At 72.5% G+C, this 24,500-nt stretch carries 20 protein-coding genes and 2 pseudogenes; 13 read left to right on the top strand and 9 right to left on the bottom strand.

Features of this window, described 5'->3' with window-relative positions; genetic code table 11:
• Nucleotides 1-147: 147 nt before the first annotated feature.
• From ACIBAF_RS19625 to ACIBAF_RS19645, 5 genes are all read left to right on the top strand, one after another.
• Complete coding sequence (locus ACIBAF_RS19625) at nucleotides 148-1,578, top strand: hypothetical protein (protein WP_399464469.1); 1,431 nt, start codon at nucleotides 148-150, stop codon at nucleotides 1,576-1,578.
• A 173-nt stretch (nucleotides 1,579-1,751) separates the two neighbouring features.
• Nucleotides 1,752-3,218: an alkaline phosphatase PhoX gene (locus ACIBAF_RS19630; protein ID WP_399464470.1), complete on the top strand. Its 1,467-nt coding sequence runs from the start codon at nucleotides 1,752-1,754 to the stop codon at nucleotides 3,216-3,218.
• A 340-nt stretch (nucleotides 3,219-3,558) separates the two neighbouring features.
• Nucleotides 3,559-5,142 (top strand): TROVE domain-containing protein, encoded by a 1,584-nt coding sequence (locus tag ACIBAF_RS19635; RefSeq protein WP_399464471.1) that lies wholly within the window; start codon nucleotides 3,559-3,561, stop codon nucleotides 5,140-5,142.
• Between the two features lie 583 nt (nucleotides 5,143-5,725).
• Nucleotides 5,726-6,364: a GntR family transcriptional regulator gene (locus ACIBAF_RS19640; protein WP_399464472.1), complete on the top strand. Its 639-nt coding sequence runs from the start codon at nucleotides 5,726-5,728 to the stop codon at nucleotides 6,362-6,364.
• A 14-nt stretch (nucleotides 6,365-6,378) separates the two neighbouring features.
• Nucleotides 6,379-7,404, top strand: a complete 1,026-nt coding sequence (locus tag ACIBAF_RS19645; protein WP_399464473.1) for a 1-aminocyclopropane-1-carboxylate deaminase — start codon at nucleotides 6,379-6,381, stop codon at nucleotides 7,402-7,404.
• Here the strand turns inward: ACIBAF_RS19645 and ACIBAF_RS19650 are convergent.
• Nucleotides 7,386-7,724, bottom strand: a complete 339-nt coding sequence (locus tag ACIBAF_RS19650; protein WP_399464474.1) for a hypothetical protein — start codon at nucleotides 7,722-7,724, stop codon at nucleotides 7,386-7,388. The two genes, ACIBAF_RS19645 and ACIBAF_RS19650, sit on opposite strands and share 19 nt — an antisense overlap.
• Nucleotides 7,725-7,810: 86 nt before the next feature.
• On the opposite strand from ACIBAF_RS19650, the gene ACIBAF_RS19655 reads away from it, so the two are divergent.
• Nucleotides 7,811-8,383 (top strand): TetR/AcrR family transcriptional regulator, encoded by a 573-nt coding sequence (locus ACIBAF_RS19655; protein WP_399464475.1) that lies wholly within the window; start codon nucleotides 7,811-7,813, stop codon nucleotides 8,381-8,383.
• Between the two features lie 44 nt (nucleotides 8,384-8,427).
• On the opposite strand, the gene ACIBAF_RS19660 is transcribed toward ACIBAF_RS19655, so the two are convergent.
• From ACIBAF_RS19660 to ACIBAF_RS19690, 7 genes and pseudogenes are all read right to left on the bottom strand, one after another.
• Nucleotides 8,428-9,654 carry a TerD family protein gene (locus ACIBAF_RS19660; protein WP_399464589.1) on the bottom strand — a complete coding sequence of 409 codons (1,227 nt, stop codon included), beginning with the start codon at nucleotides 9,652-9,654 and terminating at the stop codon, nucleotides 8,428-8,430.
• Nucleotides 9,655-9,749: 95 nt separating this feature from the next.
• Complete coding sequence (locus ACIBAF_RS19665; RefSeq protein WP_399464476.1) at nucleotides 9,750-10,739, bottom strand: zinc-dependent alcohol dehydrogenase family protein; 990 nt, start codon at nucleotides 10,737-10,739, stop codon at nucleotides 9,750-9,752.
• Nucleotides 10,736-11,560, bottom strand: a pseudogene (locus ACIBAF_RS19670) (carbohydrate ABC transporter permease). Before ACIBAF_RS19670 ends, ACIBAF_RS19665 begins: the two are co-directional and overlap by 4 nt.
• Nucleotides 11,557-12,495, bottom strand: a complete 939-nt coding sequence (locus ACIBAF_RS19675; RefSeq protein ID WP_399464477.1) for a carbohydrate ABC transporter permease — start codon at nucleotides 12,493-12,495, stop codon at nucleotides 11,557-11,559. The pseudogene ACIBAF_RS19670 and the gene ACIBAF_RS19675 overlap by 4 nt, the downstream one beginning before the upstream one ends.
• A pseudogene (locus tag ACIBAF_RS19680) lies at nucleotides 12,492-13,826 on the bottom strand (extracellular solute-binding protein). Before ACIBAF_RS19680 ends, ACIBAF_RS19675 begins: the two are co-directional and overlap by 4 nt.
• A gap of 111 nt (nucleotides 13,827-13,937) precedes the next feature.
• A complete protein-coding gene (locus ACIBAF_RS19685; protein WP_399464478.1) occupies nucleotides 13,938-14,708 on the bottom strand; it encodes a DeoR/GlpR family DNA-binding transcription regulator in 771 nt (256 codons plus the stop codon).
• Between the two features lie 290 nt (nucleotides 14,709-14,998).
• Nucleotides 14,999-15,808: an NAD-dependent epimerase/dehydratase family protein gene (locus tag ACIBAF_RS19690; protein WP_399464479.1), complete on the bottom strand. Its 810-nt coding sequence runs from the start codon at nucleotides 15,806-15,808 to the stop codon at nucleotides 14,999-15,001.
• A gap of 222 nt (nucleotides 15,809-16,030) precedes the next feature.
• On the opposite strand from ACIBAF_RS19690, the gene ACIBAF_RS19695 reads away from it, so the two are divergent.
• Together ACIBAF_RS19695 and ACIBAF_RS19700 are read left to right on the top strand one after the other, a co-directional pair.
• The gene (locus ACIBAF_RS19695; protein ID WP_399464480.1) at nucleotides 16,031-16,990 is read left to right on the top strand and encodes a 5-dehydro-4-deoxyglucarate dehydratase; all 960 of its coding nucleotides are present in this window, start codon (nucleotides 16,031-16,033) and stop codon (nucleotides 16,988-16,990) included.
• The gene (locus ACIBAF_RS19700) at nucleotides 16,990-18,153 is read left to right on the top strand and encodes a hypothetical protein (RefSeq protein ID WP_399464481.1); all 1,164 of its coding nucleotides are present in this window, start codon (nucleotides 16,990-16,992) and stop codon (nucleotides 18,151-18,153) included. Before ACIBAF_RS19695 ends, ACIBAF_RS19700 begins: the two co-directional genes overlap by 1 nt.
• On the opposite strand, the gene ACIBAF_RS19705 is transcribed toward ACIBAF_RS19700, so the two are convergent.
• Entirely contained in the window at nucleotides 18,090-19,322 is a 1,233-nt protein-coding gene (locus tag ACIBAF_RS19705) for an MFS transporter (RefSeq protein ID WP_399464482.1), read from the bottom strand. The two genes, ACIBAF_RS19700 and ACIBAF_RS19705, sit on opposite strands and share 64 nt — an antisense overlap.
• Nucleotides 19,323-19,454: 132 nt before the next feature.
• On the opposite strand from ACIBAF_RS19705, the gene ACIBAF_RS19710 reads away from it, so the two are divergent.
• The 5 genes from ACIBAF_RS19710 (at nucleotide 19,455) to araD (ending at nucleotide 24,419) form a co-directional block, all read left to right on the top strand.
• Complete coding sequence (locus ACIBAF_RS19710) at nucleotides 19,455-20,045, top strand: TIGR03086 family metal-binding protein (protein ID WP_399464483.1); 591 nt, start codon at nucleotides 19,455-19,457, stop codon at nucleotides 20,043-20,045.
• Nucleotides 20,046-20,129: 84 nt separating this feature from the next.
• A complete protein-coding gene (locus ACIBAF_RS19715) occupies nucleotides 20,130-20,891 on the top strand; it encodes an MBL fold metallo-hydrolase (RefSeq protein WP_399464484.1) in 762 nt (253 codons plus the stop codon).
• A 155-nt stretch (nucleotides 20,892-21,046) separates the two neighbouring features.
• Complete coding sequence (locus tag ACIBAF_RS19720) at nucleotides 21,047-21,727, top strand: GntR family transcriptional regulator (protein WP_399464485.1); 681 nt, start codon at nucleotides 21,047-21,049, stop codon at nucleotides 21,725-21,727.
• Entirely contained in the window at nucleotides 21,724-22,635 is a 912-nt protein-coding gene (locus tag ACIBAF_RS19725; RefSeq protein ID WP_399464486.1) for a dihydrodipicolinate synthase family protein, read from the top strand. Before ACIBAF_RS19720 ends, ACIBAF_RS19725 begins: the two co-directional genes overlap by 4 nt.
• Nucleotides 22,632-24,419 (top strand): L-arabinonate dehydratase, encoded by a 1,788-nt coding sequence (gene araD, locus ACIBAF_RS19730; protein WP_399464590.1) that lies wholly within the window; start codon nucleotides 22,632-22,634, stop codon nucleotides 24,417-24,419. The genes ACIBAF_RS19725 and araD overlap by 4 nt, the downstream gene beginning before the upstream one ends.
• Nucleotides 24,420-24,500: the final 81 nt, after the last annotated feature.

The raw sequence follows: 24,500 nt of genomic DNA on the forward strand, positions 1-24,500 counted from the left end.
CTGGTCAGGCCAGTTGTCAAGGTTTCAGCCATGTACGCAGGCCGACGGGGAGATGAACCGGGCGGCATGGGTCCATATCCGTCTAGGCTGAGTGGCCCAGTGCCCCCAGCGGGCCGGTGGCACGACGCGCCCGAGGAGAACCAGCCGATGTCAGACAGCTCCCCCCTGCCGCCGGTGCGGCTGCACACCGAAGCGGAGCTGGCGCGCGACGCCCTGTCCACGCCGTTGCTCTCCCGGGCCGCCCTGCTCGCCCGCTGGGCCGGCCCCGACACCCGGGTCGACGCGGGCGGCCAGCTCGTCGAGGAACAGCTGCCGGCCGCCGCGGAGGCGCTCGGACTGACCGGGGACGACGCCGCCGCCGACGCGAGCGAGGCCTGGCGGGTCGCCATGGACAGCGGGCTCGTGGAGGTCGTCGACGAGCAGGCCGACACCGTCACGACCGGCGAGGACCTGGCCCTGCTCACCGGCGGCGCCCCGCACGACGTCCTCGCCGTCTGGCTCGGCGCCCTGGAGTCCGTGATCGCCGACGCGGCCGTGCCCGACCTCGACGCGCTGATCGACGTCATGGACGAGGGCGGCGCGGTCGACTTCTCCCAGCTGGACTGGGACCCCGAGGCCGAGGCCGAGTTCCTCGACGGCGTGCTCGGCAACCTCTACCTGCTGACCGCCACCGAGGACGGCCCCGGCGACGCCCCCGTCCCGCTCCCCGCGCTCGCCGCCTCGATGCTCATCCCCGGCGACATGAACGAACCCACCAACGACGTCCTGGAGCAGGTCTCCGACGCGATGATGCGGCTCGACGACCAGTTCCGGCTGCTGGAGCCGATCGGCCTGGTCGCCTACCAGCCCGTCGACGACGCCCTGCTGGAGGACATGGACGCGGACGAGCCCGCCGCCCCGGTCGACGAGACCGACGTCACCCGCTACGGCCTGGTCCGCCTCACCCCGCTCGGCCTGTACGGGCTGCGGGCCCGGCTGCTGGAGGCCGGCTTCGAGGCCCCGGCCGTCGGCGACCTCGCCGACAAGGGCGCCGACGCCCTCCTCGACGGCAGCGCCGGCTACGGCTCGCGCGCCGCCCTCGCCGAGACCGAGCAGTGGCTCGCCCGCCGCGAACCCCTCGCCGCCGCACGGGAGTTGCTGGCCGCCGCCCGCGGCGCGGACCCCGGCGCCCCGCTGCGCCGGCTGCGCTGCCAGCAGGCCCTCTCCCTCGTCGGCGCCCACGCCGAGCCCGCCGTGCGCGAGGTCCTCGACGACGCCGAACTCGGCGGCCTCGCCCGTGTCTGGCTGAGCGAACTCGGCGCGACGGACGTCCCCGCGCCGTCCGAGGACCTGGTCTTCTGGCTCACCATCGACACCCTCGCCGCGCAGCTCGCCGCAGAGGGCAACTCCGACGAACTCCAGGCCCTCGTCGAGGGGCTGGCCCAGCAGCACAGCGGCTTCTTCGCCGCGGCCTGGCGCGTCGACCACCCGGCGACCCCGGAGGTCCTGGAGGCGATGGGACGCCTGCATCCGGACAAGCGCATCGCGAAAGAAGCACGCAAGGCGGCGTTCAAGGCACGTTCCCAGCAGGGCGGCTGACTCTTTCCGGGTGCTTCCTTTGGGCTCCCGTGGTGTGATCCGTACGGGTTCATGGAACCGGGTCCCTCGACGTCGCTCGCCGTTCAACTCCCGTTCAGGCATGGGCGGGACGGTGGCGCCGAACCGAGGTCCGCCACCCTCCACGGCACTTTTCGAGTCTCAGGAGACACACCATGTCGCTCACCCGCAGGGACTTCGCCAGAAAATCCGCGGTCACCGGTGCCGGGGTCGCGCTGGCGGGCAGCGTCAGCGCCCTCGCCACCGCGCCGAACGCCCTCGCGTCCTCGGACGTCGACTCCGCGGCGGACACGGCGGACACGGCGCAGGAGTCAGCGGCCGGACACCGCGGGGTCGGCTACGGACCTCTGCTCCCCGACCCCGACGGCCTCCTCGCGCTGCCCGCCGGGTTCAAGTACCGCGTCATCACCTACAGCGGCAGGACCACGCTGGAGTCGGGCGAGATCACCCCGTCCAACCACGACGGCACCGCCGCCTTCTGCGGCCCGCGCGGCGCGACCCTCCTCGTCAACAACCACGAGCTCAAGGGCCCGCGGGCCGGCTGGAAGTACCCGGTCCCGCTCACCGAGAGCCTCGTCTACGACCCGGCCGCCTCCGGCGGCTGCACGGTCGTCGAGGTGCGCCCCGGCGGCCACGTCGCCGAGTGGGTCGGCATCGCCGGCACCTCCACCAACTGCGCGGGCGGCAGCACCCCTTGGGACACCTGGCTCACCTGCGAGGAGACCGAGGACAAGGCCGGCCAGAACGGCATGACCAAGGACCACGGCTACGTCTTCGAGGTCGACCCCGAGGACCGCCGCGCCAACCGCGACCCGAAGCCGATCAAGGCGCTGGGCCGGTACGCCCACGAAGCCGTCGTCATCGACCCCAAGCGCGGCCACGCCTACCTCACCGAGGACGCCTCCGGCCCCAACGGCCTGCTCTACCGCTGGACCCCGCCGGCCGGCTTCCACCACGGCCGCGGCAAGCTGCGCACCCTCGCCGACGACGCCGGCGTCCTCGAGGCCTTCAAGTGCTTCGACTCCGGCGGCAAGTTCATCGACGACCTCTCCCGCGCCACGAAGATCGGCACGGTGTACGGCGTCGACTGGGTCACCGTCCCCGACCGCGACGCGAAGACGACGCCCGTCCGCAAGCAGTTCACCGACGGCCAGGTCACCCGCGCCCGCAAGCTGGAGGGCATGTGGTGGGGCGACGGCGGCACCTACATCGTCTCCTCGTACGCCCGTGCCGAGAGCCCCGTGCAGCACGACGGCGCCGTCTGGTTCTACGACCCCAAGCGTCGCACGCTGACCCTGAAGGTCCTGCTCGGCGTGAACCCCGACCCGTCCGTCGACGGCGCCTTCGACGGCCCCGACAACATCACCGTCTCCCCGTACGGCGGTCTCGTCATCGCCGAGGACGGCGAGGGGATCCAGCACCTGTTCGGCGCCACCGACAGCGGCCGCACCTACCCCATCGCCCGCAACGAACTCAACATCGGCACCGCGGAGAGCCCGGAGTACAGCGAGTTCACGGGCGTCACCTTCTCCCCCGACGGCCACACCCTGTACGCCAACATCCAGACCCCGGGCATCATGCTGGCGATTACCGGCCCCTGGAAGCGCCAGAAGCGCGGCTGAACGTAATTCGCTGGCTCCTTCCGAGCTGTGCCTCCTACAGTGAGATCACGAAAGCGCACCTCCCGGTGCGAAGGCAGCGGCTACTTCTTTGCAACAGAAATTCACGCCGCCGCCGACTTGATCTCGGGAGGCGCAGCACGGGGTGGATGCCCGGTGCGCAGGCAACGGTTACTTCATTGGATCGGACGGTTGCGGGTTCGAGTCCCGTCATCGACTTCGGGTCGGTGTAGCTCAATTGGGTAGAGCATCTGGCTAAGTCCGTCGCCGACTTCTGATCTCGGGCATCCACCTTTTGCCGTGCCTCTCTCCGAAACTCCATTGAATTCGGGGGGAATTCACCATGGCTCGATTCAACACCCGTGCCGCCAAGGCGCAGCCCACCTCGCGCGTCACGTCGACGGGCCGGGTGCTGCATACCTTCGAGGGCGGCCGCGGCCGTGAGCGCGAAGCGCGCTCCGAGCTCTTCCTGCTGGCGGTCTCCCACTTCGTGTCGCAGCAGACCTTCTACGAGACCGGCGCCGACCGCGACGACCGCTTCACGAACCTCGTGCGCGAGCTCGCCGTGAGCGACCCGTCCTGGACGGCCGGTCTGCTCGGCTGGCTGCGCGGCGAGGGCAACCTCCGTACCGCCTCCATCGTGGGCGCCGCCGAGTACGTGAAGGCACGCCTCGACGCGGGCGCCGTCGACGGCCCGTCCAACCGGCAGGTCGTGGCCTCCGTGCTCCAGCGGCCCGACGAGCCCGGTGAGCTGCTCGCGTACTGGACGGCCGTCCACGGCCGCAATGTCCCCAAGCCCGTCAAGCGGGGCATCGCCGACGCCGTACGGCGGCTCTACAGCGGCAAGTCGCTGCTGAAGTACGACACCGCGTCCAAGGGCTACCGTTTCGGCGACATCCTCAACCTGGTGCACGCGGCCCCGGACCCGGACAAGCCGTGGCAGGGCAAGCTGTTCCAGTACGCCCTGGACCGCCGGCACCACCCGGACACCGCCGTGCCGCCTGCCTCGAGCCGGGTCCTGACCGCGCACCGTGAGCTGATGGCGCTGCCCGTCGAGGACCGGCGTGCGGTGGTGACGTCAAAGGGCGGCGCCGAGCGGCTCGCGGCGGCCGGGATGACGTGGGAGGCGCTGGCGGGCTGGCTGCAGGGGCCGATGGACAAGGCGGCCTGGGAGGCCGTGATCCCGTCCATGAGCGCCATGGCGCTGGGGCGCAACCTGCGCAACTTCGACGAGGCCGGCGTCTCGGACGAGGTGGCGGCCCAGGTCGCCGCGCGGATCAGCGACCCGGCCGAGGTCGTGCGCTCGCGGCAGTTCCCCTTCCGGTACCTCGCCGCGTATCAGCACGCGCCCTCGCTGCGCTGGTCGTACCCGCTGGAGCAGGCGCTCGGCCACTCGCTGGCCCACGTGCCCGCGCTGCCGGGCCGCACGCTGGTGCTGGTCGACCGTTCGGGCTCGATGTTCTACTCCCGGCTGTCCGACCGCTCCGAGCTCAACCGGGCCGACGCGGCGGCGATCTTCGGCACGGCGCTCGCGCTGCGGGCGGCGCAGGCGGATCTCGTCGAGTTCGGGACCACGAGCCGGCGCCTCACGTTCGGCAAGGGCGAGTCGGTGCTCAAGATCCTCGGCCGCTTCGGCGACCTGGGCGGCACCGACACCACCAGCGCGGTCCGGGCGCACTACCGCGGGCAGGACCGGGTGCTGATCGTCACCGACGAGCAGTACGCCTTCAGCCACCACGGCGACCCGACCGGGCAGGTCCCGGCGAACGTGCCGGTCTACACCTGGAACCTGGCCGGGTACCGCGTGGGCCACGGCCCGTCGGGGACGGCGAACCGGCACACCTTCGGCGGCCTCTCGGACGCGGCGTTCCGGATGGTCCCCCTGCTGGAGGCCGCCCGGGACACGAAGTGGCCGTGGGCGGCCTGAGCGCCGACGGGAGCCGACCGAGCCGCGCGGCTTGGCGGGGGGCCGGGCGCCGCCCCTGAACCGGTGGCCGGCCGTCATCCCGAGGGGACAGGGCGACGGCGGGGCACGGGTTGCGGACGCGGGGGGCGGCCGAGCGGCCGGCCCCCGCTCCCGTCTCCGCTTCCGTCTCCGCTTCCGTCTCCGCTTCCGGCACCGGGGCTTCGCCGGCCGGCCCGCCGGCCGTCACGGGGCGGAGGATCTCAACGCGCGTCCGCGGGCGGCCTGCGGGGCGAGTGCAGACTGTGCGAAGGCCAGGACCACGAGCAGAGCCGACACCGCGGTCACGGCGGCCAGGGTCGTCAGGACCCGAGCTCGTTCCACCCCCCAGGACGCCGACGTGACCCAGGGAACGGCTGAGAGCAGTGTTGCGTCTGCGGCCGGAGAGCCGGAGAGCCGGAGAGCCGGAGAGCCGGAGAGCCGGAGAGCCGGAGAGCCGGAGAGCCGGAGAGCCGGAGAGCCGGAGAGCCGGAGAGCCGGTGGGCGACGGGCCCTGCGGTGCTGCTCCCCTTGTGTGCGCCCGAACTGATATCTAACATTTCAGTCCATGGAAGCCGTGCCCCGCACTCTGCTCAGGGACCGCGCCTACGCGGCGATCCGGGACGCCATCGTCGCCGGGGACATCGCCCCCGGCGCGGTGGTGCGCGACGCCGATCTCGCCGAGCGGCTGGGGCTGTCCAGGGCCCCGGTGCGGGAGGCGTTCGCGCGGCTGGTCGACGAGGGGCTGCTGGAGAGCAAGCCGCAGAGCTACACGCGCGTCACCCCTGTCGTCGCCTCCGACGTACGCGACGCGGCGGCCGTCGTCGGCGCCATGCACGAGCTGGTCGCCCGGGTCGCGGTGCGCCGGCTGTTCGCGGCGGACGTCGAGGGGATGCGCGCGGCCAACGAGCGGTTCGCCGCCGCCGTGCGCACCGGGAACGTGGACGCCGCCCTGCGCGCCGACGACGAACTGCACGACATCCTCGTCCGCGCCGCCGCCAACCGCGCGGCCGCCGCCACGATCGCCCGCTACACCCCGCTCATCCGGCGACTGGAGCGACGGCGCTTCGGGGAGGGCGGCGCCTGCCGTTCGGCAGGGCTGCACGGACAGCTGATCGAGGCCTGCGCGGCCGGCGACGTGGACGAGGCGGTCCGCGTCACGGCCGAGATCTGGCGGACCCTGGCCGACCTGGCCGACACCGACTGAGCCAAGGAGGCTCCATGGCCCCGAAGTCCCTTTCCTCCTACGGCCGCTACCCGCTGCTCTTCGGCCCGTCGCCCGTCCACCCCCTGGAACGGCTCACCGCTCACCTCGGCGGGGCCGCCCTCTGGGCCAAGCGTGAGGACTGCAACTCCGGCATCGCGTACGGCGGGAACAAGACCCGCAAGCTGGAGTACCTGATCGCCGACGCGCTCGCGCAGGGCTGCGACACCCTCGTGTCGATCGGCGGGGTGCAGTCCAACCACACCCGCCAGGTCGCCGCCTGCGCCGCCCGCGCCGGACTGAAGTGCGTGCTGGTGCAGGAGAGCTGGGTGGAGTGGCCCGACTCCGTGTACGACAAGGTCGGCAACATCCTGATCAGCCGCCTCGCCGGCGCCGATGTGCGACTCGTGCGGGCCGGGTTCGGGATCGGCTTCAAGGAGAGCTGGGAACAGGCGCTCCGGGAGGTCGAGGAGTCGGGCGGCAAGCCGTACGCCATCCCGGCCGGGGCGTCCGACCATCCGCTCGGCGGGCTCGGCTTCGCCGGCTGGGCGTACGAGGTCGCCGAGCAGGAGCGGGAGACGGGCGTCTTCTTCGACACCGTCGTCGTGTGTTCGGTGACCGGGTCGACGCAGGCCGGCATGGTCGCCGGGTTCGCCGCGCTGGAGCAGGCGGGCGGGCGCCCCCGGCGCGTTCTCGGGATCGACGCCTCGGCCGAGCCTGCCCGGACCCGCGAGCAGATCGCCCGCATCGCGCAGAGCACCGGGCAACTGATAGGGGTCGAGCGGGAGTTGACGATCGAGGACGTCGAACTCGACGAGCGTTACCACGCGGGCGTCTACGGCGTCCCGGACGAGACCACGCTGGAGGCGATGCGACTCGCCGCGCGCACGGAGGGCATAATCACCGACCCCGTCTACGAGGGGAAGTCGATGGCCGGGCTCGTCGACCTGGTCGCACGCGGTGAGATCGCCGCCGACTCCACGGTGCTGTACGCGCACCTGGGCGGCCAGCCCGCGCTCAACGCCTACAGCGCGCTGTTCTGACCGTCCGCGAGCGATGTCCCGCACCGCACCGCACCGCGCCGCACCCCACCGCACCGGGCCGCACCGGGCCGCGCCGCGCCGGGCCGGGCCGGGCCGGGCCGCGCCGCGCCGGGCCGCGCCGGGCCGCGCCGCGCCGGGCCGCGCCGCGCCGCGCCGCGCCGCACCGCGCCGCGCCGCGCCGCACCGCGCCGCGCCGCACCGCGCCGCACCGCGCCGCACCGGGCCGCACCCCACCGCGCCGCGCCGCGCCGGGCCGCGCCGCGCCGGGCCGCGCCGCGCCGCGCCGTGCCGTGCCGTGCCGTGCGGGCGGGCACGGGCACTCCCCGTCTGGTGTCCCCGCGGGATGTGGTGGAGCATGCGGGCAGCACGGCCGGTCCGGGGCGTGCTGCCCGCAAGGAGTAACTGGATGACGCGAGGACGACCCATGCGCGCGGACGCTCGCCGCAACTACGAGCGCTTGCTGAAGGTGGCGGCGGAGGCCTTCGCCGAGCATGGGGAGGGCGCCTCCCTCGACGACATCGCCAAGCGGGCGGGCGTCGGATCCGGCACGCTGTACCGGCACTTCCCGACCCGTCAGGCGCTGCTGGAGGCGGCCTACCTCGACCGGATCGAGGCGCTCGCCGTGCGGGCCGACGAACTCGCCGGGGAACTCCCGCCGGGCGAGGCGCTGGTGGCGTGGCTCAACGAGCTGTGCGTCGGCACGATCCAGGTCCGCGGCATGAAGGCCCTGCTGGGCTCCACCGTCACGGACGGCAGCGCGACCGCGGTCACCGCCTGCGGCACGCATATGAAGGACGCGGCGGCCCGGCTGGTGGAGGCGGCCCAGCGGGAGGGGACGCTGCGGGCGGACGTCGAGCCGATCGACGTACTGCGCCTCGCGCACGGGGTGGCGACGGCGTCGGAGCTGGCGAAGGGGGACAGCGGCGCCATCCGCCGGTATGTGTCGCTGCTGACCGAGGGGCTGCGACCCGCGCGGTGACGGCGGCGGGCGCCCCCGTGTCGGCGGGCGCCCCCGGCCGGGTCCTACAGCGCCTGGGCGCCCGGCTTCACCATGTTCCGTACCGTGCGGGCCTTGACGAAGTCGCCCATGGCCGTCATCTCCCACTCGCCGGAGAACTGCCGGATCAGCTTGGCCATCAGCACGCCCGTCTGCGGTTCGGCGGCGGTGAGGTCGAAGCGGACGAGCTCCTCGCCGGTCGCGGCGTCCAGCAGCCGGCAGTAGGCCTTGGCGACCTCCGTGAACTTCTGGCCGGAGAAGGAGTTCACCGTGAAGACCAGACCGGACACCTCCTGCGGGAGGCGGCCGAGGTCGACGACGATCACCTCGTCGTCTCCGCCGCCCTCCCCGGTGAGGTTGTCGCCGGAGTGCTTGATCGCGCCGTTGACGATGGAGAGCTTGCCGAAGTAGCAGCTGTCGATGTGGTTGCGCTGGGGGCCGTAGGCGATGACCGAGGCGTCCAGGTCGATGTCCTTGCCGCGGAACGCGGGCTCCCAGCCGAGACCCATCTTGACCTGCGAGAGCAGCGGGCGGCCGCCCTTGACGAGGGACACGGTCTGGTTCTTCTGCAGGCTGACGCGGCCCTTGTCGAGGTTGATCTTCCCGGTGCCCGGGGCCGCGGCGGGCGGCGCCGGGGGAGCGGCCGGCGGTGCGGGGGCGGTGAGCCGCGGATCCATGGGCGGGGCCGGCGGCGCGACCGGGGCCTGCATCGGCGGCGGGGGCGGGGCGACCGGCTGGGCCGGGGCGGCGGCCGGCGCCGGCTCCTCCACCGTCACACCGAAGTCGGTGGCGATGCCGGCCAGACCGTTGGCGTACCCCTGGCCGACCGCGCGGGCCTTCCAGGCGCCGCCTCGCAGATAGATCTCCACGACCACCAGCGCCGTCTCGCTGCCGAGCTGCGGGGGCGTGAAGGTGGCCAGCACGTGGCCGTCGTCCGCGCTGCGGATCGTCGCCGTCGGCTCGACGCCCTGGAACGTCTGGCCCGTGGCGTCCGGGCTCGCGGTGACGACGATCTTCTCGATGCCGGGCGGGAGCGCGGCCGTGTCGACGATGATCGCGTCGGGCGCCGTGCCCCCGCCGGAGCGGTACGTCACGCCCGGGCCGTGGGGCTGGTTGTAGAAGATGAAGTCGTCGTCCGAGCGCACCTTGCCGTCTGCGGTGAGCAGCAGGCCCGAAACGTCGAGTCGCACCGGGGCGGCGACGTCCACCGTCACGCGGGCGACGGAGAGAGGGATGTTCGAGCCGGGGGTCATAGCTGTCATGCCCCATGAACGACTGAGACCACTTTGCCGTTCCCTTACCCGCGCCCGAAGCCGCTGCGCGGGTGAGGGAACCGGAGAACGCCTGGTCAGGGCACCACCACGATCTTGCGCCCGACCCCCGCCGCGAACTGCTCCAGCGCCTGCGGGTAGCGCTCCAGCGGGATCCGGTCGCTGATGAAGACCTCCGGGTCCAGCACCCCGTTCGCGAACAGCTCGGCCGCCCGCTCGAAGCTGTGCAGGACCGCCATGGACCCCGTGACGGTGATCTCCTGGTTGTAGATCCGGTACGGGTCGATCGTGACCCGGGTCGCGTAGTCGGCGACGCCGAACTGCAGGAACGTCCCCGCCTTCGCCACCCGGTCCAGGCCGTCCTGGATCGCCGCCGCGTTGCCCGTCGCGTCCACGACCAGGTCCCAGCCCTGCGGACGCTCCAGCTCGTCGGGGCTCGCCGCCGCCCCGGAGACGCCGAGGCGCCGGGCCGTCTCCAGGCGCGCGGGGTTCACGTCCACCACGTCCACGCTGGCCGCGCCCGTGCGCTTGGCCAGCTCCAGCATCATCAGCCCCATCGTCCCGGAGCCGTAGATCAGCACGTGCGCGCCCAGCCGCGCGCGGAGCACGTCGTAGCCGCGCACCGCGCACGACAGCGGCTCCACCAGCGCCGCGTCCTGCGTGCGCACGTGCTCGGGCAGCCGTACGCAGTTCGCCACCGGCGCCACCGCGTACTGCGCCGCGCCGCCGGCCGTGGTGACGCCGATCGCGGCCCACCGTTCGCAGAGGTTGTTGTGGCCGGTACGGCAGTAGCGGCACTCGTGGCAGTAGAGGGACGGGTCGACCGCCACCCGGTCGCCGACGGAGACCTCCGTGACCTGGGCGCCCGTCCCGACCACCTCGCCCGCGAACTCGTGCCCCGGCACGATCGGCAGCTCGGGCGCGAACTCGCCCCCCAGGATGTGCAGATCGGTGCCGCACAGACCGCAGGCGGCGACCTCCACGACCACCTCGCGCGGCCCGGGCGCCGGGTCGGGGACCTCGGTGACGACGGCGCGGCCCACGGACTCGATGACGGCGGCCTTCATTTCACGGCTCCCAAGGACAGGCCCTGGACCAGTTTGTCCTGGGCGGCGAACCCCGCGGCGAGCACCGGCAGGGAGATGACGAGCGACGCGGCTCACACCTTCGCCAGGAACAGCCCCTGGCTGGTGATGAAGCCGGTGAGGAAGACGGGGGCGGTCTCCGCGACCACGCCCGTGAGCACCCGCGCGAACAGCAGTTCGTTCCAGCTGAAGATGAAGCAGATCAGGGCCGTCGCCGCGATGCCCGGGAGCGCGATCGGGGCGACCACGCGCGCGAGGATCGTCGGCAGCCGGGCCCCGTCCACCCGCGCGGCCTCGATGATCGCCACGGGGACCTCGGACAGGAACGACTGCATCATCCACACCGCGATCGGCAGGTTCATGGAGGTGTACAGGACGACCAGCAGCCAGATGTTGTCCAGCAGGCCCGCGTTCTTCGCGAACAGGTAGATCGGCAGCAGGCCCGCCACCACCGGCAGCATCTTCGTCGACAGGAAGAAGAACAGGACGTCCGTCCACTTCTTCACCGGACGGATCGACAGCGCGTAGGCCGCCGGGAGGGCGAGGAGCAGGACGAGGACGGTCGATGCGAGGGACGCCACCGTCGAGTTGGCCAGCGCCGGCCAGGGGCTCGCGCCGCCGCCCGTGCCGAAGAACTCGCGGTAGCCGTCGAGGGTGAGCGACGCGGTGAAGGACGGCGGGTTGGTCGCCGCGTCCTGTTCGGAGTGGAAGGACGTCAGGGCCATCCAGGCGACGGGCAGGAAGAACACGATCCCGGCTGCCCAGGCCAACAGCCCGAGGCCGCCTCGGCGTACGACGTTCATGAGCGGGACGCCTCCTCGCGGAACAGGGACGACACGACCCGCAGGGCGAAGGTCGCGATGACGATCGAGCCGATGACCACCAGGACGCCCGCGGCCGAGGCGAGGCCGTTCTCGTGGGCCTGGTAGAAGCTCTGGTAGACGGTGTAGGGCAGGTTGGCGGTGCCCAGGCCGCCGGAGGTGATGGTGAAGACGGCGTCGAAGTTCTGCACGATGTAGATCGAGCCGAGCAGGGCGCCCAGCTCCAGATACCGGCGCAGGTGGGGCAGGGTGAGGTGGCGGAAGATCTGCCAGTCGCTCGCGCCGTCCACCCGCGCCGCCTCGATCTGCTGCTGGTCCCGGCTCTGCAGTCCGGCCAGCAGGATCAGCATCATGAACGGCGTCCACTGCCAGACGAGAGAGGCCTCGACGGCGAGCAGCGGGGTGTCGGAGATCCAGTCGGGCTGCGGACCGCCCACGTAGTGCAACAACCCGTTGAACAGGCCGTATTCGGGGTTGTAGAGGACGTGCTTCCAGAGCAGGGCCGCGGCCACCGGGACCACCAGGAAGGGCGCGATCAGCAGCGTGCGGACCACGCCCCGGCCGCGGAACCGGCGGTCCAGGAGCAGCGCCAGCGCCAGCCCGAGCACCAGGCTGACCAGCACCACGGCCGCCGTCAGCAGCACGGTCGTCCACACCGAGTGGCGCAGGTCGGCGTCGGTGAGGACCTGGTGGTAGTTGTCGAGGCCGGTGAAGCGGCGGGCCTTGGGGTAGAGGGCGTTCCAGTCGAAGAAGGAGATCACCAGCGTGGCCACGAAGGGGAGCTGGGTGACCACGATCATGAAGACCAGGGTGGGCAGCAGCGGGGCCCGGGTCGCCCAGGCGCGCAGCCGGGCGGAGGGCTGCCGCAGGGGGCGTACGGGTGCGGTGGCCGGCGGGGCCGTCGTCGTCGCGGTCATCGTCCCTCGTACTCCTCGGAGATCCGCTCGGCGATCTTCTGGGACTTCTTCAGGGCCGACTCGACGGACTGGCGTCCGGCGATGGCCGCGCTGATCTCCTGGGAGACCTTGGTGCCGAGGTCGGTGAACTCGGGGATGCCGACGAACTGGATGCCGGGCGCGGGCCGCGGCTGCACTCCGGGGTCGTTGGGCTTCGCCGCCTCGATGGCCTGTTTCGTCATCTCCTGGAAGGCGGCGGCCTCGTTCACGTAGGCGGCGTTCGTGTACGTCGACGCCCGCTTGCCGGCCGGCACGTTCGACCAGCCGAGCTGCTCGCCGATCAGTTGCCTGCTTGTGGGCAACAGGCCCCAGAAGGCCTATCTGGCATATATGCTGGGCGAGTCGCGGCGGGGTACGCCGGAGGGGTGACATCACAGCAGTGGTCGAGCGCCCGTGAACCTCAGCCTGAGAGGGTTGGAATCCTTCGGCTCCGGCCGGGGAGGATGCCAAATGGCGACCTTGCCCTGACGAGGTCATGCAGTTGAGGAACCCGGCGGGGCCAGAACGGGCACGCCGGGCTCAACGTGCGTCGTGCACCAAACCGGTGCAGAGTTTCGTCGCCTTCTCGAAACTCCGGTGAATTCCAGCCGTGCCTTCCAGTCCTTGTCGAACCAGGTGCCGCCGAAGGTGTTCACGACGGTCGTCAGCGGCGCCATCACCTCGCCCCAGCCGGGCAGTCCGCGCAGACAGATGCCCTTCATGCCGGGTTCCGCGCCGTCCGCCTTCGCCGCGAGGTCGGCGACCTGCTGCCAGGTGGGGTGCGCGGGCATCGTCAGGCCCTTCGCCGCGAACACGTCCTTGCGGTACACCAGGAAGGACGACTCGCCGTAGAAGGGCTGGCCGTAGAGCTTGCCGTCGTCCGCGGTGAGGGAGTCGCGCATCGGCTTCAGGACGTCCTGCTCGTCGTAGCCGGGGTCCTTCGCGACGTAGGCGTCCATGGCCTGCAGCCAGCCGTTGCGGGCGTAGATCGGTATCTCGTAGTTCGACAGGGTCGCCACGTCGTACTGGCCCGCCTGGTTGGCGAAGTCCTGGCTGATCTTGTCGCGGACGTCGTTCTCCGGCAGGACGGTGAAGCTGACCTTGATGCCGGTCTCCTTGGTGAAGTGGTCGGCGGTGAGCTTCTGCAGCTCCGTCATCTGCGGGTTGTTGACCATGAGGACGTTGATGGAGTCGCCGCCGGAACCCGCCCCGCCGGCTCCGGCCCAGCAGCCGGAGAGCAGCGGGGCGAGCAGCGTCCCTGCGGCGACCGCGGCGAGCGTGGCTCGCGGCCTCCGTCGGCTCTGGGTTCGCATGGATCACTCCTGGACGTAAGGGGAGATCTAGGGCGTGATGAGGCATGGAGGTGCCCTAGGGGTGGGTGAGTTGGCTTCACGAACCGGGTCGGGTAGGGGTGAGTCGGAATTTCAAACCCGGATGACCTGGGGCCCCAGCAGTGCGTAGCGGTGGGCCTCGGCCGTCGGGAGAAGGGTGCTCGTCACGATCGTCTCCAGCACGCTCACCTCGGCGAACCGGCAGAAGCTGACCGCGCCGAACTTGGTGTGGACGCCCGCGAAGACCACGCGCCGCGCGGCCCGCACGGCCTGTGCCTTGACCTCGCCCACGGCCGGGTCCGGGGTGGTCAGACCGTGCTCGCGGGAGATGCCGTTGGCGCCGAGATAGGCGAGGTCGACGACGAAGCCGGCCAGCATCTTCGTCGTCCAGTGGTCGACCGTGGCCAGCGTGCCGGAGCGGACCCGGCCGCCGAGCAGCAGCACGGACGTGTTCTCCCTCCCGGCGAGCGCGCCCGCGACCGGCAGGGACGCGGTGACCACGGTCAGCGGCCGGTCCCTGGGCAGCGCCTCGGCGATGAGCTGCGGGGTGAAGCCCTCGTCGACGAAGACGGTCTCCGCGTCCTGGACCAGCCCGGCCGCCGCGGCGGCGATCCGGCGCTTCTCGGGTACGTGGCTGGTGGCGCGGAAGGCCAGCGTGGTCTCGAAGCCGGCGCTCTCCACGGGATAGGCGCCGCCGTGCGTACGGCGCACCAGCCCGTGGTCCTCCAGGGCGCGCAGATCCCGCCGTACGGTCTCCCTGGCCACGCCCAGCTCGGCGGCGAGCGCGGCGACGTCGACCGAGCCGGTGGCCCGCGCGGTGCGCACGATCTCGCGCTGGCGCTCCTCCGCCGTCCTCGGGGTCATGCCGTCACCTCGCTCTCCCGCCGTTCTGCCCGTTCGGGCCCGGTGTGGCCCATGGGGGAAGTTCTACAGCGGGTGCGCGGCACTGACCAGGCCTGTTGCAGGCCCGTCACTGCCCGTGTCGGCCCGTTTCCCGTCCCGGCCGCCCGCCTCGGACCTGCGGCGCAGCCGGGGGACGGGTGGGTTCGGGCAGCGCGCGTGCCCGGATACGGCGGCGGGCGGGCCCGTTCGGCGCCCGCCCGCCTCCCGCGAGGTGTGCTTCTCGGCCAGTGCGGCCAGTGCGGCCAGTGCGGTCAGTACGGCCAGATCGGCGGGTCGCTGACGAAGTGGCCGCCCAGATGGGCGTGGGCGATGTTCTCCGGGTCCAGCTCGCCCTGCTCGGCGATCAGTTTCTCGGCGTACGGCTCCGAGTCGTCCTGCGGCTCGTAGCCGAGCGCCCGCGCGGAGCTCAGGTCCCACCACAGCCGGGTGTTCGCGGAGGAGCCGTACGCGATCGTGTGGCCGACGTTCTCGGCGGTCAGGGCCGCGTGGAAGAGGCGGGCGCCGTCGGCGGGGCTCATCCACACCGACAGCATCCGCACGCCGGTCGGCTCGGCGAAGCAGGAGCCGATGCGCACCGACACGCTCTCCAGACCGTGCTTGTCCCAGTAGAGCTGGGCGAGGTCCTCGCCGAAGGACTTGGACAGGCCGTAGAAGGTGTCCGGGCGGTGCGGGGTGTCGACCGGGATGAGGGGGTCGTCGCCCTGGGGGCGGGGGGTGAAGCCGACCGCGTGGTTGGACGAGGCGAAGACGATCCGGCCGACGCCCTCTTCGCGGGCGGCCTCGTACAGGTGGTAGGTGCCCTCGATGTTCGCCTTGAGGATCTTCTCGAAGGGGGCTTCCAGGGAGATGCCGGCGAGGTGGAGGATCGCGTCGACGCCCCGCACGGCCTCCCGGACCGCCTCCCGGTCGGCCAGGTCCGCGACGATCGCGTCCGGCTCGCCGTCGATCGGGCGCAGGTCGAACAGGCGCAGTTCGTAGCCGTAGGCCGGCAGCAGGTCCCGCATCAGGGTGCCGAGGCCGCCTGCGGCGCCGGTGAGCAGGACGGTGCGCGGAGCGGGCATCCTCGGGTCTCCTTGGATCGGTCGCGGGACTGTTCGCAGCGACGGACGCATGCATGGGCATAGTTCACATTCGTGGACACGCTAAGGAGATGCGGCGGCGCCCGTCAAGTGTCCTACAGGCCTGGCAAAACTGCTGGTGTCTCGGGGGTTGGTCGGCTTGACCGGGCTCGATCGGGCACCTTAGCGTGAGCTTGTTCAGGAATATGGACGCCGCTCAAGAATATGGACTCGGGAGAGCCTGTGACGTCAGCCCCGCTCGCCGCCCGCCTCCGCGTCCCCAGCGGACCGCTGTTCTTCCCCGTCACCGCCTACGGCCCCGACGGCTCCCTCGACCTCGACGTCTACCGCGCCCATGTCCGCCGCGGAGTGGACGCCGGCGCCGCGGCCGTCTTCGCCTGCTGCGGCACCGGCGAGTTCCACGCGCTCACGCCGGAGGAGTTCGAGCGGTGCGTCCGGGCGGCCGTCGAGGAGACCGACGGGCGGGTGCCGGTGATCGCCGGCGCCGGCTACGGAACCGCCCTCGCCGTGCGCTACGCCCGGCTGGCGGAGGCGGCCGGAGCGGACGGCCTGCTCGCCCTGCCGCCCTACCTCGTCGTCGCCGCCCAGGAGGGCCTGCTGCGCCACTACCGGGAGGTGACGGCGGCGACCCGGCTCCCCGTGATCGTCTACCAGCGCGACAACGCCGTCTTCACCCCGGAGACCGTCGTCGGACTCGCCCGCACCGAGGGGATCATCGGCCTCAAGGACGGCCTCGGCGATCTCGACCTGATGCAGCGGATCGTCAGCGCCGTCCGCACCGAGGTCCCCGGCGACTTCCTCTACTTCAACGGCCTGCCGACCGCCGAACAGACCCAGCTCGCCTACCGGGCCCTCGGCGTCACCCTGTACTCCTCGGCCGTGTTCTGCTTCGCCCCCGAGATCGCCCTCGCCTTCCACCGGGCCCTCGCCGCCGGCGACGACACCACCGCCCACCGCCTCCTCGACGGCTTCTACCGGCCGTTCGTCGAACTGCGCGCCCAGGGCCGCGGGTACGCCGTCTCCCTCGTCAAGGCCGGCGTCCGGCTGCGCGGGCTCGACGTCGGGGAAGTCCGCCCGCCGCTGCACGAACCGAGCGAGGATCATGTCAAGCGACTCGCCCAGGTGATAGAACGCGGCCACGCGCTGCTGGAGGAGGACAAGTAGTGAAGGCGTCGACATTCGTCTACCCCTGGGACGTCATCGGTGATCCCGCGGCCCCGGCCCGTATCGCCGCGCTCGGCGTGGAGCAGGTGACCCTCGCCGCCGCCTACCACTCCACCCGCGCGCTCACCCCCCGCCACCCGCGCCACCGCATCGTCACCGCCGAGCACGCCGCCGTGCTGTATCCGCCGGACGCCCGCTGGGAGGGCCGCGCCCTGCGCCCGTACCCGGCCGGCGACTGGGCCCCGGGCGACGCCTACGGGGAGGCCGCCGAGGCACTCGCGGGGGCCGGGCTCGACGTGCACACCTGGGTGGTCCTCGCGCACAACTCCCGCCTGGGCGCCGACCATCCGGACACCTCGGTCGTCAACGCCTACGGCGACCGCTACCCGTGGGCCCCCTGCATCGCACAGCCCGCCACGCGCGCGTACCTCGTCGACCTCGCCGCCGAGGCCGCCGTACGCCCCGGCGCGGGCGGCGCCGAACTGGAGTCCCTCGGCTGGTACGGGCTGCAGCATCTGCACGCCCACGACAAGACCGGCGGAGTCGGCCTCGGGGACGCCGGCCAGTACCTGATGGCGCTCTGCTTCTGCCCCGCCTGCCGGGCCGGCTACGGCGCACAGGGCCTGGACGCCGACGCGCTCGCCGCCGCCGTACGGGAGGCGCTGGAGCCGCTCTGGCAGGGGGCGCCCGACGACGGGGGCTGGGCGGGCGTCGAGAAGCTGCTCGGGGAGGAGACGGCGGCGGCCACGCGCGCGTGGCGCGACGACACCGCCCGCACGCTCCAGGAGACGGCGGTCAGGGCGGTGCGCGCCGCCGCGCCCGACGGCTTCCAGGTCCTGCTGCACGCCGACCCCGTCACGTACCACGTGGGCGCCAACGCGGGCGTCGACCCCGCGCACATCCTGTCCGTCGCGGACGGCGTCGTCGTGCCCTGCGCGGGCGGGCCCGGCCTGCTGACGCCCTTCGCCGAACAGGGCCGCGCGGACGCGGTCGTCGCCGCCAACTTCGGCGTCGTCTCCGGCATGGGCGGCAGCCCGGGCGCCCTCGCCGCCGACGCCGCGCGGGCCCGGGACCTCGGCGCGACGGAACTGCGGCTGTATCACGCCGGGTTGGCGTCGGACGGCGACCTGGAAGCGGTGCGCTCGGCGCTCGCCGCGCGCTGAAGGAGCGGGGCGGCGGTCGCCGTCAGGCATCCGCCCACGGCGAGCAACAGGGGGCGGTGGCCGACGAGTTCGACCAGTGCCGCCCCCGCCGCGAGCCCGACGGCGTTCGGCGCGTACATCAGCGTCCCGGCCGTGGCGGTGACCCGGCCGAGCAGCGCGTCCGGCGTCTCCCGCTGTACGGCGGTCAGCGCGGCGATCAGCACACAGGGCAGCCCCGCCCCGACGGCCGCGCCGCACACCAGGGCGAGCGGCTCCGAGGGGACGGCCCGCGCGGCGACCGCCACCGCCGTCAGACCGATCCCGTACGCGGCGAACCGGCGTTCCCCCAGTCGCCGCAGCGCGGGCCCCGACAGCAGCCCCACCGCGACCGAGCCGGCGCCCTGGACGGCGTACAGCGCGCCCGCGTACGAGGGGGAGCGGCCGAGGCCCTCGACGACGGCGTAGACCAGCGCGCCGTTGACACCCGCGAACAGCATCGTCGTACCGCCGGCCAGGATCAGCGGGCGCAGCGCCGGGTGCCCCCACAGGTAGCGCGCGCCCTCGGCGGTCCGCGCCCGCAGGCCGCCCGTGGCCCGCCGCGGCCGTTCCTCACGCACCCGCACGCACGCGTACAGCGCCGCCGCGCCCACGAAACTCGCGGCGTCCAGCAGCGCCACGCTCGGGCCGCCGTACGCCGCGTACAAGCCCGCGCCCGCCAGGGGAGCGACCAGCTTCATGCCCTCCACGGCCGTCGTGCGCAGCCCGTTGAAGTCGCCGAGCAGCTCCGGGGCGACGGCGGCTGCGACGAGCCCGGACTCGGCCGCGTCGGCCACCACCGAGGCGGCGCCGTACAGCACCAGCACCGCGAACAGCAGCCACAGCCGGCCGGGGGAGTCGACCGCGAGGACGGTGAGGAGCAGGGCGGCCGGGCCCAGGTTGAGCGCGACGAGCAAGGGTCTGCGACGGGCGCGGTCGGCGAGCGTGCCCAGCAGCGGACCGGCCAGGGTGGGAACCCACAGCGCGAGCACACAGAGCGCCGCAAGCCCGTTCGAGCCGGTGAGGTCCTTGACCCACACCCCGGACGCCAGCCACAACGCCGACGTACCGAAGCCGGAGACCACCAGCGCCGCCAGACAGATCGCCGCATCGCGGTCCCGCAGGACGCGCACCACGGACCAGTTCTTCGTCATGCCTGGTCATCGTGGGTCTAAGGAGGTCCTCCCCGCATCGGGCAGGTGCCCTATGCGCGGCGGGCGGACCCCGGACGAACCCCGGGCTGACTCCGGCCGATGAGTTCTCGGCGGGCGGCCGGTCTACCCCGTATGACCGACACGACGACTCTTGACCTCGAACCGCAGGCCCGGATCATCGCGCGCCTCGCGGCGGGCGTCCGTGACGAGCAGCTCGCGGATCCGACGCCCTGCCCGGGCACCGCGGTCCGCAACCTGCTCGGGCATCTGACCGGTCTCGCCGGCGCCTTCCGCGACGCCGCCCGCAAGGACCTGGGGTCCACGACCGACACCCCGCCGGACAGCGCCGCGACGGACATCGGCCCCGGCTGGCGCGAGGAACTGCCCAAGGCGCTCGACGAACTCGCCGACGCCTGGCGCGACCCGGCCGCCTGGACCGGCATGACCCGCGCGGGCGGCGTGGACCTGCCCGGCGCGGTCGCGGGCGCCGTCGCCGTCGACGAACTCGTCATCCATGCATGGGACCTGGCCCGGGCCACCGGGCAGGAGTACGCGCCCGACCAGGCCGCCCTGCGGGCCTCGCACGAGTTCCTGCTGGCGGCCGCCGGGGAGTCGGACCGCGGGGACGGCGTCTTCGGCCCCGTCGTGCCCGTCCCGGGCGACGCCCCGCTGCTCGACCGGGCGGTCGGGCTGAGCGGTCGCGATCCGGGCTGGACGCCGTAGGACCTGTCCGGCCGACCCGATGACCATGTCGTAGACGGACCCGATCAGGGCGTGCCCGGCAGGCGGGAAACGTACGCTCCCCGTATGCCCCTCAGCCTCACCGTCCTCGGCACCGCCTCTCCGCACCCGGGGCCGGGCCGCCCCTGCTCCGGCTATCTGCTGCGCGGGGCGGGGGCCGAGGTCTGGGTGGACGCGGGGTTCGGGACGTTCGCGGAGTTGCGACGGCACACGGATCCCGACCGGCTCACGGCGATCTGGATCTCCCACCTCCACGCCGACCACAGCGCCGATCTCCTCGCCGCCGCCTACGCGCTCGCCTTCGGCGGGATGACCCCGCCGGCCCCGATCCCGGTGTACGCGCCGCTCGACTGCGCCCGTCGCCTGGCGGGCTTCCTCGGCCGCTCGGACGTACGGTTCCTGAGCGAGGTCCTCGACTTCAGGCCCCTGTTCGACGGGCACACCGTACGGCACTGGAACCTGCGCCTGACCTCGCGCGCGATGGCGCACGACACCGAGGCGTACGGGCTGCGCGCCGAGTGCCAGGGAAGCGTCTTCGCGTACTCGGGGGACAGCGGACCGTGCGACGCGCTCACCGAACTCGCCTCCGGGGCAGATCTGTTCCTGTGCGAGGCGGATCTCGACCGGCATCGCGAAGGCGAACACGAGCAGCAGGTCCATCTCACGCCGGAGGACGCTGGCGACGCCGCCCGCAAGGCGGGGGTGCGGGAGCTGTACATCACCCACGTCGGGCCCACTGTGACCCGGAAGGCCGCGACCGAGCGGGCCGCCGTCGTCTTCGACGGCCCCACCCGCACCGCACGCGAGGGCGAGACCATCCCCTTCTGACACCCCCTCCGACACCCCTTTTGACACTTCCTTTGTCAGAAGCATTGACGAATCACAGGGGCCCTCCTACCTTCAACGCGTCGTACTTCGTACGTCATATATGAGACGCGATACGCGAGATCTGAGATCAGACACGCGACTTCCGAGAGGCGCGCATGACCTCTGTGCCCACGCCGATCCCCTCCCGCACGCAGTACGTGCTGGAGGAGATCAAACGCCGCATCCTCACCGGGCGGCTGTCGCCCGGTCAGGCCCTGGTCGAGACCGAGCTCGCCGCGCAGTTCGGGGTGTCCAAGACCCCGGTGCGCGAGGCCCTCAAGACCCTGGCCGGCACCGGCCTGGTCGTCATGAGCCAGTACAAGGGCGTCACGGTGCGCATGGTGGACGCGGACATGGCGCGCGAGGTCTACGACGTCCGGCTGCTCCTCGAACCCGAGGCGCTGCGGCGGGCGGTACGGCGCGGAGCCTCCCTGGACGCCGCCCGCGCTGCGCTGACCAGGGCCGACGAGGCGACCGACACCGCCGAACGGTCCCTGGCCAACCGGGAGTTCCACCGCGCGCTCTACCTGCCGTGCGGCAACCCGCTGCTCGGCCGGATGCTCGACGAGGTCCGCGACCAGGCCGCCCTGGTCTCCGCCGTCGCCTGGGCCGCCTCGCCCTCCTGGGAGCGGGAGGCCGGCGAGCACCGCGAGATCCTGCGGCTCGCCCTGGGCGGCGACGCGGACGGCGCGGCCCGCGCCCTGCACGCACACATCGCGTCCTTCGTGCACCGGGCGTTCCCCGAGACCGACGACGGGACCCTCGACGGGGTCCAGGCAGAGGAAGGTCAGGAATGAGCAGCGTGGCGTTCGAGACCCAGCGTGCGGCCCTGGCCGACGTGGTGGCCATCCCGGTGACCCCGTTCGCCGAGGACGGCTCCATCGACCAGGACGCCCACCGGGCCCTGCTGCGCCGTCTGCTCGACGGCGGGATCACCACCCTCACCCCGAACGGCAACACCGGCGAGTTCTACGCCCTCACCCCCGAGGAGCGCCGCCTGGTCACGGAGTTGACGATCGAGGAGGCGGGAGACCGTTCGGTCATCCTCGTCGGCGTCGGACACGACGTCCCCACCGCCGTCGCCTCCGCCCGGCACGCCCGGGAGCTGGGCGCGCAGATGGTGATGGTCCACCAGCCCGTCCACCCCTACGTCTCGCAGAGCGGCTGGATCGACTACCACCGGGAGATCGCGCAGGCGGTGCCCGAACTCGGCGTCGTCCCCTACATCCGCAACACGCAGCTGCACGGCGAGCGCCTCGCCGAGCTCGCCGACGCCTGCCCGAACGTCGTCGGCGTCAAGTACGCCGTCCCGGACGCCGCCCGCTTCGCCGCCTTCGCGCGCGACGCCGGCCTGGAACGCTTCGTCTGGGTCGCCGGCCTCGCCGAGCCGTACGCCCCCTCCTACTTCTCCGCGGGCGCCACCGGCTTCACGTCCGGGCTGGTCAACGTCGCCCCGGCCGTTTCGCTGAACATGATCGAAGCGCTTCGATCCGGGGACTATCCGGCCGCGATGAAGGTGTGGGAACAGATCAGGCGCTTCGAGGAGCTGCGCGCCGCCAACGGCTCCGCCAACAACGTCACCGTCGTCAAGGAGGCCCTTGCCTCCCTTGGCCTGTGCCGCCGCGAGGTGCGCCCGCCGAGCCGGTCGCTGCCCGAGGACGAGCGCGCCGAGGTCGCCGCCATAGCCGCCGGATGGTCCATATGAAGCGCTTCGACGATCATGCCTCCAGCCACACGGACGACAGTGCCGCAAGCGAGCGGCCGCCGGTGAAGCGTCCGGAGGAACTCCGAAGCCACCAGTGGTACGGCACCGACGGCCTGCGCTCCTTCAGCCACCGCGCCCGCACCCGCCAGCTCGGCTATCTCCCCGAGGAGCACCTCGGCAAGCCGGTCATCGCGATCCTCAACACCTGGTCCGACATCAACCCCTGCCACGTCCACCTGCGCGACCGCGCCCAGGCCGTGAAGCGGGGCGTGTGGCAGGCGGGCGGTTTCCCGCTGGAGTTCCCGGTCGCCACGCTCAGCGAGACCTTCCAGAAGCCGACCCCGATGCTCTACCGCAACCTGCTCGCCATGGAGACCGAGGAGCTGCTGCGCTCCTACCCGGTCGACGGCGCCGTGTTGATGGGCGGCTGCGACAAGACGACCCCGGCGCTGCTCATGGGCGCGGCGAGCGTGGACCTGCCCACCGTCTTCGTGCCGGCCGGGCCCATGCTGCCGGGCCACTGGCGCAACGAAATCCTCGGCTCGGGCACCGACATGTGGAAGTACTGGGACGACAAGCGGGCCGGCCTGATCGGCGACTGCGAGCTGGCCGAGCTGGAGAACGGCCTCGCCCGCTCGCCGGGTCACTGCATGACGATGGGCACGGCGTCCACGCTGACGGCCGCGGCGGAGGCGCTGGGCGTGACGGTGCCGGGTGCGTCGAGCATCCCGGCCGTGGACTCCGGGCACGATCGGATGGCCGCGTCGTCCGGCATGAGGATCGTGGAACAGGTCCACAAGGGGCGCGTCCTCTCCGACATCCTCACCCCCGAGGCGTTCGAGGACGCGGTGACGACCGTCCTCGGCCTCGGCGGTTCGACGAACGCCGTCATCCACCTCATCGCCATGGCCGGCCGCGCGGGCGTCACGCTCACCCTCGACGACTTCGACCGGATCGCCCGCACGGTCCCCGTCCTCGCCAACGTCCGCCCCGGCGGCCAGAAGTACCTCATGGAGGACTTCCACTTCGCGGGCGGCCTGCCCGGCTTCCTCTCCCGGATCCCGGACCTGCTCCACCTCGACCGCCCGACGGTCTCGTTCGACACTCTGCGCGAGCAGCTCGCCGGCGCCCAGGTCCACCACGACGACGTCATCCGGCTCCGGGACGACCCGGTCGCCGCGGAGGGCGGGGTCGCCGTGCTGCGCGGCAACCTCTGCCCGGACGGCGCCGTCATCAAGCACATCGCCGCCGAGCCGCACCTGCTCAAGCACACCGGTCCCGCGGTCGTCTTCGACGACTACAGGACCATGCAACGCACCATCAACGACCCCGAGTTGGGCATCACCGCCGACACGGTCCTGGTGCTGCGGGGCTCCGGCCCCAAGGGCGGCCCGGGCATGCCCGAGTACGGCATGCTGCCCATCCCCGACCACCTGCTCAAGCAGGGTGTGCGGGACATGGTGCGGATCTCCGACGCCCGGATGAGCGGGACGAGTTACGGCGCGTGCGTGCTGCACGTGGCGCCCGAGTCGTACGTCGGCGGGCCGCTGGCCCTGGTGCGCACGGGCGACTCGATCACCCTCGACGTCGAGGCCCGCTCCCTCCGACTCAACGTGGACGACGAGGAGTTGGAGCGGCGCCGGGCTGACTGGACGCCGCCGCCCACCCGTTACGAGCGCGGTTACGGAGCGCTCTACAACGAACAGATCACCCAGGCCGACACCGGCTGCGACTTCGAGTTCCTGGCCCGACCGGGCAAGGTCGCGGACCCGTACGCGGGCTGAACCGCAGCACAGCACAGCACTGCCCTGCACTGCCACAGCGCGGCCGAGGACGCACCGCGCCCGACGAGAAAGCGCTTCCTG

It is taken from the genome of Streptomyces sp. NPDC051677 (assembly GCF_044453465.1).
Taxonomy (GTDB): Bacteria; Actinomycetota; Actinomycetes; order Streptomycetales; family Streptomycetaceae; genus Streptomyces.